Genomic DNA, 14785 nt, shown 5'->3' on the forward strand with positions numbered 1-14785 from the left:
CTTGGCATCAGACCTGAGTAATGGTCGTTTTTCTTTTTTTCTTAAAAAAAACTTATATTTGCAGTGAAATAAGAATCGGATAAGACTACCTGTCCTTTATGCACCCATTCATACTGAAATACTATCCCGATGACACACCGCTCCGCCGTTTGCTTATTCATCATAGTGAGCAAGTGGCGCAAAAAGCATTAGAAATTGCAGACAAACATCCTGAATTGCAACTTAACAGGGATTTTCTTCGCGAGGCGGCAATGCTTCACGATATTGGTATCTTCCTGACCGATGCACCCGGCATTTATTGTCATGGCAATCAGCCATATTTGCTGCATGGGAAATTGGGGGCAGACTTGATGCGAAAAGAACACAGGGAAGACCTTGCGCGTGTCTGTGAAAGACATACTGGAACGGGATTGACAAAAGAAAACATTAAAGCGCAGAATTTACCATTGCCGTTGGCTGATTATGTGCCGGAAACCCTTGAAGAACAGGTGGTTTGCTATGCTGATAAGTTTTTCTCAAAGTCGCATCCCGAGCGGGTCAGAACAGTTCAACAAACAGTCGAAAGTCTGAAGAAATTCGGTGAGGAAGGTGTAAGAAAATTTTTGATTTGGGCGGATAGATTTGAATAAAATAGCAATTTTGAATTTTTGGAGAAAAATCTCTATATTTACACGAATGAATTCTTACTACAAATGATACAGAAAAAAACAATTAGCAAGTACACCCAAAAGAATTGTTTCTACATGGGCGAGCGAAACACAAACAGATTCCTCTATAAATATATGGACTTGGAATCTGCCATTATTTCTCTCACGAAAGGAACTATAAGGTTCGTTGAACCATATACGTGGCCAGATAAGTTTGAAGGCCGTTTCTATAATGCATCTTATGTCCAAGTGGAAGGTGCATCTGGCAACACGCCGCCCGTGTTGGCATGCTGTCTTACTCATGCTCCTGTCAATGAAGCATCCTGGAAAGTTTATTCTTCTGGGAAAACTGGAATAGGTTCCCGTTGTGTGCAGTTCAAGATCAATAAGAAAGCATTTCGTGAAGCCATAGCCAAAAGTGCTAAGGGATTTGCCCTGTATGAGGGTTTGGTTAACTATGAACTTGATGATTACAATATCCTGCACCTCCATGAGCGTTATTCATCGGTAGGAACGGAAAAAGAATTGTTTCTCGAATTCTTCAAGGACTTTGACTTGGCGTCTTATCTGTCATTGCTTTTGATTAAACGTCAGGCTTTTCGCCATGAACAGGAACAGCGGTATTTCCTTGTGCCAGGAGAGAATGAGATGGACCTTAAAGGAGATTTTGGAGCAAAAGACCTTAGTGTCTGTTGGACTGATTTCCTCGAAGATGTGAAGATCAGCGAAGATTGTACCGATACTGAATTAGTTATTTTAACGAATGTGCTTAGACTTCAAAACATCATGATTGAGCCCAAACGTCAATATATCTATGCCGCAGATGAAGAACCAATAACTATTGATTCGAATTTGTAGAATCTGGGGATGGTTCTCCAACCCGCTGAAAGAATCAAAGAAAAAAACGGAGTCAGGCAGGTGAGGTTAATTATTAAGACATACTTCCAAGCCTTTTCTCCTATTCTTGTAGGCTTGTTTCGGCTTGTTCATCGTGTGTACTTGCAGATTTGAGATGCAGTATTAACTGTGCTTGAAGTCTTTTCCGCATTTGTTGCAATGGTATATTTTCTCTTTTACCCCGATAATTATGGTGAGAACAACAAGCGCAACACCCACGATAGGGATAATTATGCTTTTAACGTAAAACATGATAAGTCCGGCTATAAGAATGATGATGGTGCACATCAGAACAACTGTTGACGAACTATGCGATTTCTTTTCCTCTGGTCCGCTAATGTCTTCGCCCTCGCAATAAGGACACCATAATGGCGCGTTGCTGTTACGCAACTTTTCTAATTCCTCTACAATTGTCCTCGCCTTTTCATACTTGTTCTCGTCCACCATGATGACGTAACCCACCGCGTCGTGGTTAATCGTTGTGCCGAGTGGGTTGCTGCTCTCTTTGATTAGGCAGAAAATGCCTTGTTCGCTAAGTTTTTCTTTTATTTCTTCTGCGAAAATGGCATTGTTGCAATTGATGAGGTATTTCGTATGCATCGTGTTGAAATCATTTTTTTAGGGGATTAAAAATCTATGGACTCGATGGCTTTCTCCGCTGTTTTTACGGCCTCTTCCATAGGCATCGGTAATTTGCCTCCTGCTGCATCTTCATGTCCGCCACCGTTGAACCATTCTTCTGCAAGTTGACGACAGTGAAAACCATTTGCACTTCGCATGGATACACGGATAATGTTTTCTTCTGTGTCTTCCCGAAGAGCAATGCTGAGTTTCATGCCCTTAATTTTTAAGGGCTCGTTGACCAAGCCTTCGGCATCGCCACGGATATATTTGTAGGTCTTCATCTCTTCTCGCGTCAATGTGTATATGCAAGCACTGTTATTCGCGTAGAATGTGAGATTGTTGTTCAGTATGTAACTCCACAATTTCAATTTGTTTGCAGACCATGAATGATATACTTTTTTGTAAATTTCATCTTTGTCTATACCGCGTTTCATCAATAAGGCAATGATGTAGAACGTTTCGGGGTTGTTACTGTTGTATGTAAATGCACCGGTATCAGTCATCATGCCTGTGTATATGCAGGCTGCGTGAGAGCGCGACATTTTTTCGTATGCACCAAGTTGATAGATGATATGGAAAATCATCTCGCTCGTTGATGGCATTTGAGGCTGTGAAATCACGAGGTTGAATTTCTCTTCCTCTGGATTCTCATGATGGTCTATCATCACTTTAATGGCCTTCGACTTTTCCAAAATCTCCTGCATGGCATTAAGGCGGTGGAAAGCATTGAAATCGAGGCAAAAAATAAGATCTGCAGAATCAATCAAATGGATGGCGGTACTCTTCTGTTCGCTATATACAGTGATACTTCGATTCTCGGGCATCCATTTCAGAAAGTCCGGGTATGGGCTTGGGGCCACGATGTTGGTCTTTTTATGAAGACCGCGTAAATAGAACTGCAAACCCAACGATGAGCCTATGGCATCTCCGTCTGGTCCATGATGGCAGCAAATCACAATATTGCGGCTGTTCTGAATCAGCCGCATAAGTTCGAAAAGTTCCTTGGAAGAGAGTAGGGGAGTAAGCATGAGGATTAAAGGTGTTTTAAGTAATCGATCTCTGCCTCGGGCTGCTCCGCTTTGAAAATGAAATTGCCTGAAACTAATATGTCCGCTCCTGCATCAGCCAAGCGCTTCCCCGTTTCGCGATTTACGCCACCGTCAATCTCAATAAGAGCGTTACTGTTGCGACGCAGTATCATTTCCTTGAGTCGGCGTGTTTTGTCAACGCTACCTTCTATAAATTTTTGCCCCCCGAAACCGGGATTTACAGACATGAGCATAACCAGATCGAGATCAGGGATGATTTCCTCAAGCAGGCTGACCGGACTGCTCGGATTGAGCGTGACGCCAGCCATCATGCCTTCGTTCTTTATTTGCTGGACGACGCGGTGCAGATGGGTGCATGCCTCGTAATGCACGTTCATAACTTTTGCTCCCAAATCCTTCACCTCTTTGACGAACTTCTCGGGCTCCACAATCATGAGATGTACATCGAGCGGTTTTCTGGCGTGTTTGGCAATCGCTTTCATCACAGGAAAGCCAAATGAAATGTTAGGAACAAAAACCCCGTCCATTACATCCAGATGAAGCCAGTCACAGTTGCTCTTGTTGAGCATTTCTATATCGTGCTGTAAGTTTCCGAAATCGGCTGACAGCACTGAAGGTGCTACAAGCATGTCGTATTTGTTTCTTTTATTTTCTGCAAAATTAACAAATTTTGTCGATATGGTGCCCAAGCAGCGTAAAACTTACTCTGACTTTCATACAAAAAAGGAGCCTTTGTGGCTCCAGCGTCATTTCTCATGCAAGTGCTATGCTTGCACCTTTGTCATTTCCTTTGTTTGTTGGTCGGTAGATGCGTGCAAAAAGTCGGATAATTTGCAGAGTATCTTCTCGCGGTTGAGGTGTAGAGGTAGAGTTTGTCATAAGCAGAATGATATCGTTTATGTTTATAACGAGATAAAACTGCCGTTATTGTGAAATTTTCTTCTTTTTTCAAATAAATTGTCGGCTAAATAATGAAAAAGCACCGGAAAGACCTTTTTCAAAGTTTTCCGTGTGCTCTTCGTGGCCTATTTATGGCTTAATATTACAAATAGTTATACGAGATTACTGTAGTGACTATAGAGCGATGCAACGCTCATCAGCCATTTTTCGCATGTTAAGTATGGCATAGCGCATGCGTCCAAGTGCAGTGTTGATACTCACTCCTGTTGTTTCTGCAATTTCTTTGAAACTTAGCCCTTGAAAAAAACGCATATAAACCACCTCACGCTGATTCATTGGCAATTCGTCCATCAGCTGACAAGCCTCTTCCAGCATTTGTTCTGTAAGCATTTGGTTTTCTACGGGCTGTACTGAAATGCGCACATCGTTGAAAATGTCTCCTTCGCAGTCGTCGTTTGAGATGGTGTTTTCGCTTTTATTGAGGCGGAACTGGTCGATAATCTGATTGCGTGCAATGCGCGTTATCCAAGCCTGAAACTTGCCTGCAGCAGTGTAGCGCCCCTGCTGTATGGTTATGATGGCGCGAACGAACGTCTCCTGAAAGATGTCGTTTGCCATGTCCTCGTTGTGAACATTGAAAAAAATGTAGGAATACAACTTGTCCTTATAGCGGGCAAGCAGTTCATCGAACGCCTCGTTGTTACTTTGAACGTACAACTCAACCAACTGGTCGTCAGTGAGTTTCTTCAAATTATCCATTACTTTTCTTTTGTTGATTATAGAAGTAATGCTGTGTCGATAGGCGTTAATGTTTTAGAGTTTAACGGGGCAAAGATACATCTTTCTTAATACCAGACAAATTTTTTCGCCAATTTTTTTATTTTTGAAGGGTTAGTGGACGCTGTGTTTATAATTTTCAAGTTAAATTAAACGTAATTATTACATAGTCAACTTTTCTTCTTATTTTTGCATACCATGCAAAAACTTTATAAGACCTATTCAGATTTCCTTTCAGAGCATTTCTCAGGGAAAATACAGAAAATTGCCGTGAATATGGGAATGTCTTGTCCTAACAGAGACGGCACAATTGGAAAGGGTGGGTGCACATACTGCAATAATCTGTCGTTTGTGCCCGAGTATTGCAGACCTGATCTCACAGTGGCTGAGCAACTTGAACAAGGAAAACTGTTTTTTGGAAGGAAATATCCTCAAATGCGCTACCTGGCTTATTTTCAGGCTTATTCAAATACTTATGCTCCTTTAGAAGTGCTGAAGAAACACTATGAGGAAGCACTGATGGTAGATAAAATTGTAGGACTTGTAATTGCAACGAGGCCCGATTGCGTCTCTGAGGAACTGTTGGATTATCTCGGTGAACTTTCTCAAAGGTGCTTTGTGATGGTTGAATATGGTGTGGAGTCATGTACAGACAGAACTTTGAAGAGGATAAACAGAGGACATGACTTCGCTTGCTCAGTAAAGGCAATCAAGTGTACTGCAAAAAGAAAGATACATGTAGGCGTTCATCTGATTTTAGGGCTTCCCGGAGAGTCGAGAAAGGAAATGCTGAATCAGGCTGATGAAATTTCTGCATTGCCTGTTGATGTAGTCAAACTGCATCAACTACAAATTCTCAAAGGAACAAGAATGGAGAAGGACTATCAAGAATCCTCCTCCGACTTCCACTTGTTCTCACCGGAAGAATATGCGCGTCTTGTTGTGGAATTCCTCCAAAAACTGCGCTCCGGCATCGCTGTGGAGAGATTTACAAACCAGTCGCCGCCGCATCTTCTTGCCACAGAGGGGTGGGGACTGAAAAATCATGAGTTTGTCCACATCCTGATACGTGTTGCCAATGAAAGTCAAGGTTCATAGAGCGCCCCTTGAATGTGTGAAACATGGTGACAGAATCGTACATCTTTTTTTACGTGTTTTTTTGTTGATAGCCTTTTCCTTGAACTACGAAATATGAAAAAACGCCGTATTTGTTAACAAATGTTAAATAATGTTAACATCACCCTATTTAGTAGGTCTGTTTGTGCATGAAAAATAAAAAAACATTAAATTTGCTCGCTATATTGTCATTTCAACTTACCAAAATAGACAGAAATAAACACTTAATAATAGATAACTAATTGAAATTCAAAATCAATCAAATAATTATAAACTCAACGCGTATGAAAAACCGTTTTTGCAAAATGGCTAAGTCATTGCTATATGCAATGTGCTTGATTTCAATTTGCGGAGTGAACTATTCTTGCTCGGACGATTACGATTTGGACGAAACAACTCCTGATTTTCTCGGTGCAAGTCTCTACGACGAATTGAAATCTCGAAAAGACCGTAGTTTTAACACGGTAATTCGACTAATCGACGATCTTGGCTATCAACCCGTGCTAAGCGCAACAGGTAGCAAGACGTTGTTTGTGGCTGATGACGATGCATGGGCTCGCTTCTTTGCGAGCGGCACATGGAAAGATGGAAATGGTAATCCCATCACCAGTTACGAACAACTCTCTATCAACCAGAAGCGTTTCCTCTTCAAAAACGCTATGCTTGACAATGCTTACCTGCTCGAGATGATGGCTAACGTAACGCTCAACTCCGTTTTGAGCAAGAACCAGTGTCTCAGACAAGGTACTGCGTATATGGCTACTGATACAGTGCCATATTGGAAGTACAATGAATTGCCGGTGATGCTCAACGAGCCGGACACTACAGGTACTGCAGCAACAGTGAGTGACCTGGAATGGTGGAACGGAACCGACTTCTGGGGACGTAGAAACATTCAGAGTGCAGGCGGCATGTATATGTCTGTCGATGGTACTTCCGGAATGATGACACACTTCCTCGAAGGACAACTCAAAGAAAAGAATATCAAGCACAGCGACGTGAACTTTATACTTAACGGTAAGGAAGAATGGTCGGAAAGCCAAAACCGCAGTTATATTTACGACCGCCAGGTTGTGGATGCTGACGTGGTTTGCATGAATGGTTACTATCACGTGCTCGACGAAGTACTCGTGCCACCATCAAGCATGGCAGAGGTAATCCGTCAGAACCCATCAACGAGTTATTTCTCAGCAATGCTCGACAGATTTTCTGCTCCTTATTATAATAGTACACTTACAGCGAACTATCGTGCGCTGCATGATATAGGCACAGACTCTGTGTTTGAAAAACTATACGTAGCGGACAATAACTCCAGAGGCGGACTGACGGTTGACCCGGATGGCCATACTCTGAGTGCCAACTTCCCGAAACTGAACTACGACCCGGGATGGAACCAGTATTCAGTAAACAGCACTACTGCCAAGGAGCAGGATATGGCTGCGATGTTCGTACCATCGAACGACGCTATGATGTACTACTTCACTAAGGGCTCCGGTGTTATCTTGATGGAACGTTTCGGTAAGGTTCCCGTTAATCAGATTAACGAAAGCAACTTCCTTGAGAATCTCTATCAGATACCTCTCGACATCATGAAGTCGCTCATCAACAACTTGATGAAAACGTCATTCATTGAAACAGTTCCCTCAAAGTGGAAGACCATCATGAACGATGCACAAGATCAAATGTTCCCACCATCACAATATGGCAGTGAAGAAGGCTATCGCAAACTCTTCGACAAGGTGATGCTCGCTAATAATGGTGCTGTGTACGTGATGAACGACGTTATCTCGCCAGCCGACTATGCCAGCGTTATAGCACCCGCGCTTTACAGCACGAACACGCAAATCATGAAGTCGTTGGTACAGGCTGACGATAACTTCATCGAAGGTTCAAGTGCATTTGCTAATGCTCCGCTACAGAAGTATTACAGCACATACCTCAAGGCAATGCAGTCCAACTTCTCGTTCTTTGTTCCTACAGACGAAGCACTATACAATCACGGACTTGTTGACCCATATATGTTCTCGCTCAACAGGACTGCTGCGAATATCCAGCGTCTGCGCTATTGGAGCTTTGAATATGTAAAACCAAGCACATCGAATACTACAGGTAAGGTAATCCCCGTTCAGGCAACAGCACGCACATGGAATCCTAACGGACAACGTGATGCTACCGTGGATCCTACAGCAAGAGGTGTTGCCATCAATCGCGCCACTGCTTCCCTTACGACAGAATGGGGACTTGTGAAGAAAACCATCCTTACAGAAATGGTTGACCAGCACATCGTTGTACACAACAACAATGAAGCGGATGGTGTGGCAAGTTCACCAAACTGGTATTTGTCGCGTAACGGAGCTCCTGTATTTATCAAGACTAAGGGTAGCGACAAATATGGTACAGGTATGGTGGTAGATGGTGGTTTCCAGCTGATGCAAAATTCAGACGACGTGGCAGACAATGATGAAGACTGCAACGTTACGGCCGGATACGACCAAACAGGTGTCAAGACTGCAGAAGACGGATCAAAGGAAAAAACCTATGGTAATGGTATGACCTACCTCATTGACCGCCCAATGCAACCTATGATGTATTCTGCGTACCACCAGCTCAACGCTAACAGCGAATACAGCGAATTCCTTAAACAATGCAACGGAGTCTCTACAGAACTCTTGCAACGTGCAGGATTTGACTTGGTAAAGCCAGACTCTGCAATGGCTGCAAGGGATTGGGAAAAAGAACGTCAGAAATACCTTATCTTTAAAGAGGCAAGTAGCACGTTCTTCACACCTTCTCAAGAACCGTTAGTGCGCTTCTTCAATAACTATCATTACACAATCTATGCTCCAACGAACACAGCAATGGAACAAGCCTACGCTGCAGGTCTGCCCACATGGGACGATATTGACCAGTTCATAGCAAATAATATAGATAGTTTGACTATTCCTGCACCAAACCCAAATCCGGCAGGTGAAGACCCTGAAAGAGATGCAGCTATACAAAAGAAATATCAGCTCCAGCAGCAGGCGATGGCTATGTGTACATCACTGCTCAATTTCCTGAAGTACCACTTCCAGGACCACAGTATTTTTGTTGACAACATTACAGCAGACAACGAATACCAGACATCATGTGTTGACAACACAACAAATGCATACATCATGCTGGGCACTCACCAAACAAATGGCGCGCTCTCTGTAACCGACAATAATGGAAATACACATTCAGTCATCTCGCCATATAACATCTTGGCAAATGACATGGAGTTCACGAGGAGTGTAGCTCAAGGAACTTATGCAACATCCGGATGCGTAAAGGTCAACTCAAATGTTGTTATCCACACACTCAATAGTTACCTCAACTTTATGAGCAAGAGTTCTTGGAACCAGAGCGGAGGCAAATTCTCCGGTGCATGGGCTACTCCAAAGAAAGCAGTAGCGTTCGTAAAGCAGTACAGAATTAGAAAATAGTGCAAATTATGAAGAATATAAAGTTATTATTAACATTTGCCTTTTCTTTGTGTGCCGTAATGGTTTCGGCACAGACGAGAATTTCAGGTCATGTGTTCCATGCAACCGACGGACCTGTAGTAATGGCAACTGTTGTGGAAATTTCACCCGACAATCGTAACATTTCCGCAACACAGACTGATGCGAACGGTGACTTCTCTTTCAATGTCCAAGATCCTGTTAAGAATAAACTTAAAGTTTCTTACATTGGATACCAGACTGTAACAAGAGCGATTGGAACCCAGACGAGTTTCCAAATTGAAATGAAGGACCGCGTTCGTGAAAACACCGGTACAGCTGTGGTAACTGCTGTTCGCAAAGTGAAATCAAACGGTTTGGACATACCGCAACGAGAAATCTCCGTAGCACGTCAGACACTCGATATGGATGACATGGAAGGTCTCTCATTCGAGACGGCAGGTGAGGCTCTGCAAGGACAGATTGCCGGTCTTGACATCGTGATGAACTCAGGTAACCTCGGTGCCGGTACATCAATGCGTCTGCGTGGTGTTTCAACCATCAACGGTAGTCAGGAGCCGCTCATCGTTGTCGACGGATACATCCTTGAAGATTACGACAACGCGGAACTCGACCTCAATAATATGGACAACGATGAGCAGTTTGCAAACCTCTTGCAGATTAATCCCGAAGACATCAAGAAAATTGACGTACTTAAGGACGCGTCTGCAACAGCAATCTGGGGTTCCAGAGGTGCAAATGGTGTAATCGAAATTACGACACGCCGTGGTTCACGTGGCAAGACTCGTGTTAACTTCAGCTATCGCTTCTCAGGTAGCTGGCAACCTGAAGGTATGAAAATGCTCACAGGTAAGGAATACACTATGATGCTACAGCAGGCATACTTCAACCCACAGCAGAGCGACGTTGCTTCCGGTATAGTAGAGTTGATGTATCTGCAGAGCCACCCGGCTTATTATGCCAACTTCAATAAAAACACAGATTGGGTTGATGAAGTAACACAATTCGGACAAACACACAACTTCGGTGTGGCTATCCAAGGTGGTGGTGAAAAAGCTCAATTCCGTGTTTCTGCAAACTACGACCACGAAACAGGTTCTATCATAGCCCAGAAACTCGACCGCTTCACAACACGTCTTGCTTTGGACTACTACGTATCTGACCGTATCAAGTTCTCGACCAACTTCTCTTTGGCATACACAAAGAACCATCAGAACTATACCGGAATCTTGGGGGCAGCTTATAAGGCAATGCCTAATATGTCAGTCTATCGCTATGAATATGACAGAGCAACTGAAACGTACTTCAATACCGGCGAATATTTTATTATGCCAAGAGCATCATCTACTGCCGGACTACTCCTTAATAATAGTGGACTTTCCTCATACTATCTGAGCGACATGGTAAGTAACGGTAACCCGGTTGCAAGTGCTTATCTCGCATGGAGAAACGTTTCTTCATATACTATCACGCCGCAGTTCTCTATCGAGTACAAACTTCTCGGCAAGGAAGACGACGAATTTCAGTTGAACTATACGGGTGAGGTTTATATGAATGCGCAGACACAATCAACAAATGCTTATTATCCGCAATCGTTGACTTATCTCGCATGGAATGGAAATATCAATCAGACTGGTAATTCTGAAGGTAAGAATCTCACTTTTACAACTCGTCACTCTTTCGTTATCCGACCACATTTCAACAACGAAAAGCACTCGCTGCAAGTGTTGCTGCGTGGAGAAATCGGAACGAACAACAGCACGAGTCAGTCGCACTCCTCGTCTGGTATTAACGGAGGTATTACATCGTCCATCGTGAAAGGTTACCTCATGTCGGCTTCTTCCGGTACAGGGAAGGGGCATTGGGCTTCTGCATTGGGCTCTGTTCACTATGCATACGGAGGTAAGTATATGATTGACTTCACCCTCCGTGCCGATGGTAATACAAAATTCGGCAAAGGTGAAAAGTGGGGTTTCTTCCCAGGTATCTCTGGTCGTTGGAATATCAGCGATGAAAAATGGTTCAAACCGCTTAAGAAAGTTGTTAGCATGTTAGGCTTCCGTCCTGGCTATGGTATCAATGGTAACACCAGCGCTATCAGCGAAACATCGCAGTACAACACTTACGGACCTTACGGAAGCTACAACGGAACATCTGGTATTGTTCCAAACAACCTGCGACTCACAACCATCAAGTACGAAAAGACAAAGTCTTGGAACATCGGTGTGAACCTGGGCTTGTTTAACGACATGATCAACTTCGACTTCAATGTATATAACAAAAAGACAACCGACCTGCTCAACTCAGGCGTCAGCATTCCTTCAGTAACCGGTTTCAGCACTCTCAGTGCAGCCAACGTCGGTTCTATGGAAAATGAAGGTTGGGAACTTTTTGTCAATACTGGTCCGCTGTTGAAGAGAGGTAAGTTCCACATGAACCTTCGCTTCAATATCGCACAGAACATCAATACCATCACCAAGATGGATCCCACTGTGCTCGAAGCTGCAAATACTGCATTCTCATATAGCAATGCCAATATGTACATCATGCGCCGAGTGCAAATAGGTAATGCTCTCGGAGGTATCTACGGATTCAGATTCAAAGGTGTCTATGCATACGACTATGACCACAACGGTTACTTCCTCAACGACACCAAGAACCAATACTATGATGCCAAAGGCGAACGCAATACGGCTGCTGCAACGGGCAAGACTGCTCCTATTGCATACGATGCTAACGGAAACATCATCTACGACAAGGCAGGCAACCCGCTGCCGATGTACTTCAACTACGGAGGCCAGAACTATCAGTTCCAGGGTGGTGACGTAATCTACGAAGACATCAACCATGACGGTAACATTGACGACCTCGACATCGTTTATCTCGGTGGTTCTAATCCTAAGTGTAATGGTGGTTTCGGTATCGACTTCACTTACGGACAGTGGCAGTTGCGCACCAACTTCAACTTCCGCATAGGCAACAAGATTATCAACCTTGCCAAAATGAATGCTGAAGCAATGACAACCAACAATAACCAAATGGCTTCCGTAAACTGGAGGTGGAGAAAGAATGGCGACGAAACAGTCATTCCACATGCCATGAACAAGATTGTTGCTACATACAACTCTATGATAAGTGACCGCTATGTAGAAAAGGGAGACTTCTGCCGCTTCAACTATGCACAGTTGTCTTACAGTGTACCATCGTCCAAACTTAAGAAGTATGGTCTGAGCAGCCTCAGAATGTCGCTCTCAGGAAATAACCTTATCTTCTGGACCAAGTATTCTGGTGTTGACCCGGAACATGGTGCAAGTGGATACTCTCCTTGTACGGACAATTCGCAAACACCGCGCTCACGTTCGTTCACATTTAGTTTGAATTTCGGCTTCTAATAATTTGAAATTATGAATTTACAGCATATTAAAAATAAATTCCTGTTGGTGGGCGTACTTGCTTGTGCTGGAGTATTGTCAAGTTGTGACGACTTCCTCACTGTGCTGCCCACGGGCCAAATCACAGAAGAACATTTCTGGCAGGACAAAAACGACTTGGAAAACGTTCGTGCAGGTGCATACAAAAAAATTATCGACCAAACGAATAGTATTTTCTATTGGGGTGAGTTGAGATCCGACAACGTCAAACTGAAAGACCAGTCGAATACAACATTGCTCTATATGCAACAGGGCATTCTGCGCCCAAGTAACAGCAACTATAGTTGGTCCAATTTCTATACCGGCATCAACTATTGTAATAAGGTAATCGAGTACGGAGAAAACATGACAAACGAACCACTCGTTGACCCAAGTTTCGGTAAGTCAGACTATCGTCCTATCGAAGCTGAGATGAAGGCTCTACGTGCATTGTATTACTTCTATCTCGTTCGTGCTTTCCGCGACGTACCTTACGTAACAACGTCGATAAGCACAGACAAAGAAGCAAAAGAAGCATTTTATTATCCATCAAGTGGAGAAGCTATCCTTGGAGAACTGATTAGTCAGCTCGAAGAGGTGAAGGACTATGGAACAATCAACTATGGTTCAAATTCAGAAAACCATGGACGCTTTACCAAACGAAGCATCTATGCTCTTCTCGCCGACCTTTACTTGTGGAGAGGTTGTATGCTTAAGAACTACAGCAAGAAATTCGATATGTCAGGAAACCTGCGTGCCGTGAACCTGAACGATGTTGTCAAACTCAATGAAGAAGGCGACACAATAGGTTATACCACAGTGGATTCAGTTGCTGTGAATGACGAATACTGTAACTCCAAAGCGACTGAATGCTTCCAAATGGCAGCAGAACGCGCACAGTTTGTCATTGATGAGCTGAATAAAGACCGCAAGGAGAATATGGAAAATAACAGAAGTCGTTACAATACGTACGAACAGCAGGATATCTATCCTCTTACACACTGCAACTTCAAAGTAGGGCAGAACGTACAGGATAAAGTCTATTCTACTGTTTGGGGAAACAAAAATTCTTCTGAAAGCATATTCGAGCTGCAATTCGACGGCTCTCAGAACACTTGCGGTACCTACGGATCATATATGTCCAGCTACTCAAGTTCTGTAACGATTGGTAGCATCATTGCTGGCGATATCCTGACTCTTGGATTAGGACAAGACAGACCCACACAAGGTTTTGGTAAGAAAGACCTTCGAATGCTCGAAACCATCTGTTATACAGATGAATTTATCTCTGCTTCAACGCTGCCCATCGTGAAGAACGTTATCAGAGAACTCAATATCAGCGACCTTGAAGACATGGCTGAAGGTTATGCCGGTGACCCAGAATATCGTGTTAGTACCAGCATGGATGCTAACTGGCCAATATACAGATTGAGCGACATGATGATGATTAAGGCCGAAGCTTACGCACGTCTGGGTACTAATCTCGATGAAGGCTATATGCTCTATAATCACCTCTACAACCGCAACAATCCGAACCTGAACGATTCTGTTGCTGTATCAACTGCGTCCGACCTTCTTACAAAAGTGTACATGGAGCGTCAGCGTGAATTCGTAGGCGAAGGCAAGCGTTGGTTCGACATCGTACGTCAGGCCGAAGCTGGCGATTACTATTCAGGGAGTGCAACATCTCTTATGGAAGACCTCGGTGGTTTCATCTCATCTACAAATACATTAAAGAACAGAATGAGAAACATTTGGTCGTTCTATAGTCCGATTGTTCAAAGTGAAATCGACGTACAAGGTGTAGAAGCCGGTGGTCATTTAATACAGAATCCTGTCTGGGATCGTTATACAGAGAAGAAGTAACACTTAATATCCAT

Annotated in this window: 11 protein-coding genes; 6 read left to right on the forward strand and 5 right to left on the reverse strand. The window is 43.4% G+C overall.

Annotation, left to right across the window (positions count from 1 at the left end):
- Positions 1–98: 98 nt before the first annotated feature.
- Positions 99–629 (forward strand): HD domain-containing protein, encoded by a 531-nt coding sequence (locus C7Y71_RS10975; RefSeq protein WP_111898821.1) that lies wholly within the window; start codon positions 99–101, stop codon positions 627–629.
- An 18-nt stretch (positions 630–647) separates the two neighbouring features.
- On the forward strand, positions 648–1505 hold the full coding sequence (locus C7Y71_RS10980) for a hypothetical protein (RefSeq protein WP_111898820.1): 858 nt from the start codon (positions 648–650) through the stop codon (positions 1503–1505).
- 162 nt (positions 1506–1667) lie between these two features.
- Here the strand turns inward: C7Y71_RS10980 and C7Y71_RS10985 are convergent, their stop codons facing one another.
- The 5 genes from C7Y71_RS10985 to C7Y71_RS11000 form a co-directional block, all read right to left on the reverse strand.
- Positions 1668–2144 (reverse strand): putative signal transducing protein, encoded by a 477-nt coding sequence (locus tag C7Y71_RS10985; protein ID WP_111898819.1) that lies wholly within the window; start codon positions 2142–2144, stop codon positions 1668–1670.
- Between the two features lie 26 nt (positions 2145–2170).
- On the reverse strand, positions 2171–3196 hold the full coding sequence (locus C7Y71_RS10990) for a DHH family phosphoesterase (protein ID WP_111898818.1): 1026 nt from the start codon (positions 3194–3196) through the stop codon (positions 2171–2173).
- 5 nt (positions 3197–3201) lie between these two features.
- Entirely contained in the window at positions 3202–3846 is a 645-nt protein-coding gene (gene rpe / locus C7Y71_RS10995) for a ribulose-phosphate 3-epimerase (protein WP_111898868.1), read from the reverse strand.
- Positions 3847–3970: 124 nt separating this feature from the next.
- On the reverse strand, positions 3971–4096 hold the full coding sequence (locus C7Y71_RS12135) for a hypothetical protein (protein WP_262883952.1): 126 nt from the start codon (positions 4094–4096) through the stop codon (positions 3971–3973).
- 195 nt (positions 4097–4291) lie between these two features.
- Complete coding sequence (locus C7Y71_RS11000) at positions 4292–4876, reverse strand: RNA polymerase sigma factor (RefSeq protein WP_111898817.1); 585 nt, start codon at positions 4874–4876, stop codon at positions 4292–4294.
- Between the two features lie 216 nt (positions 4877–5092).
- Between C7Y71_RS11000 and C7Y71_RS11005 the strand changes: the two genes are divergently transcribed.
- The 4 genes from C7Y71_RS11005 to C7Y71_RS11020 all read left to right on the forward strand — a co-directional run bounded on the left by C7Y71_RS11005 (position 5093) and on the right by C7Y71_RS11020 (position 14771).
- Positions 5093–5992, forward strand: coding sequence for a TIGR01212 family radical SAM protein (locus C7Y71_RS11005; protein WP_111898816.1), 900 nt, complete (start codon positions 5093–5095; stop codon positions 5990–5992).
- 302 nt (positions 5993–6294) lie between these two features.
- Positions 6295–9477 carry a fasciclin domain-containing protein gene (locus C7Y71_RS11010; protein WP_193215914.1) on the forward strand — a complete coding sequence of 1061 codons (3183 nt, stop codon included), beginning with the start codon at positions 6295–6297 and terminating at the stop codon, positions 9475–9477.
- An 8-nt stretch (positions 9478–9485) separates the two neighbouring features.
- On the forward strand, positions 9486–12887 hold the full coding sequence (locus tag C7Y71_RS11015) for a SusC/RagA family TonB-linked outer membrane protein (RefSeq protein ID WP_111898814.1): 3402 nt from the start codon (positions 9486–9488) through the stop codon (positions 12885–12887).
- 12 nt (positions 12888–12899) lie between these two features.
- The gene (locus tag C7Y71_RS11020) at positions 12900–14771 is read left to right on the forward strand and encodes a RagB/SusD family nutrient uptake outer membrane protein (RefSeq protein ID WP_111898813.1); all 1872 of its coding nucleotides are present in this window, start codon (positions 12900–12902) and stop codon (positions 14769–14771) included.
- Positions 14772–14785 lie beyond the last annotated feature (14 nt).

The sequence above is a fragment of the Pseudoprevotella muciniphila genome (assembly GCF_003265305.2).
GTDB classification, from domain to species: Bacteria; Bacteroidota; Bacteroidia; order Bacteroidales; family Bacteroidaceae; genus Alloprevotella; species Alloprevotella muciniphila.

What these genes read in the sequence shown, in the direction of transcription:
- C7Y71_RS10990 (WP_111898818.1), bottom strand. Translation starts at nt 3,196, where the DNA reads ATGCTTACTCCCCTACTCTCTTCCAAGGAACTTTTCGAACTTATGCGG.
- C7Y71_RS11010 (WP_193215914.1), top strand. Translation starts at nt 6,295, where the DNA reads ATGAAAAACCGTTTTTGCAAAATGGCTAAGTCATTGCTATATGCAATG.
- C7Y71_RS11005 (WP_111898816.1), top strand. Translation starts at nt 5,093, where the DNA reads ATGCAAAAACTTTATAAGACCTATTCAGATTTCCTTTCAGAGCATTTC.
- C7Y71_RS10975 (WP_111898821.1), top strand. Translation starts at nt 99, where the DNA reads ATGCACCCATTCATACTGAAATACTATCCCGATGACACACCGCTCCGC.
- C7Y71_RS10985 (WP_111898819.1), bottom strand. Translation starts at nt 2,144, where the DNA reads ATGCATACGAAATACCTCATCAATTGCAACAATGCCATTTTCGCAGAA.
- rpe (WP_111898868.1), bottom strand. Translation starts at nt 3,846, where the DNA reads ATGCTTGTAGCACCTTCAGTGCTGTCAGCCGATTTCGGAAACTTACAG.
- C7Y71_RS11020 (WP_111898813.1), top strand. Translation starts at nt 12,900, where the DNA reads ATGAATTTACAGCATATTAAAAATAAATTCCTGTTGGTGGGCGTACTT.
- C7Y71_RS11000 (WP_111898817.1), bottom strand. Translation starts at nt 4,876, where the DNA reads ATGGATAATTTGAAGAAACTCACTGACGACCAGTTGGTTGAGTTGTAC.
- C7Y71_RS12135 (WP_262883952.1), bottom strand. Translation starts at nt 4,096, where the DNA reads ATGACAAACTCTACCTCTACACCTCAACCGCGAGAAGATACTCTGCAA.
- C7Y71_RS11015 (WP_111898814.1), top strand. Translation starts at nt 9,486, where the DNA reads ATGAAGAATATAAAGTTATTATTAACATTTGCCTTTTCTTTGTGTGCC.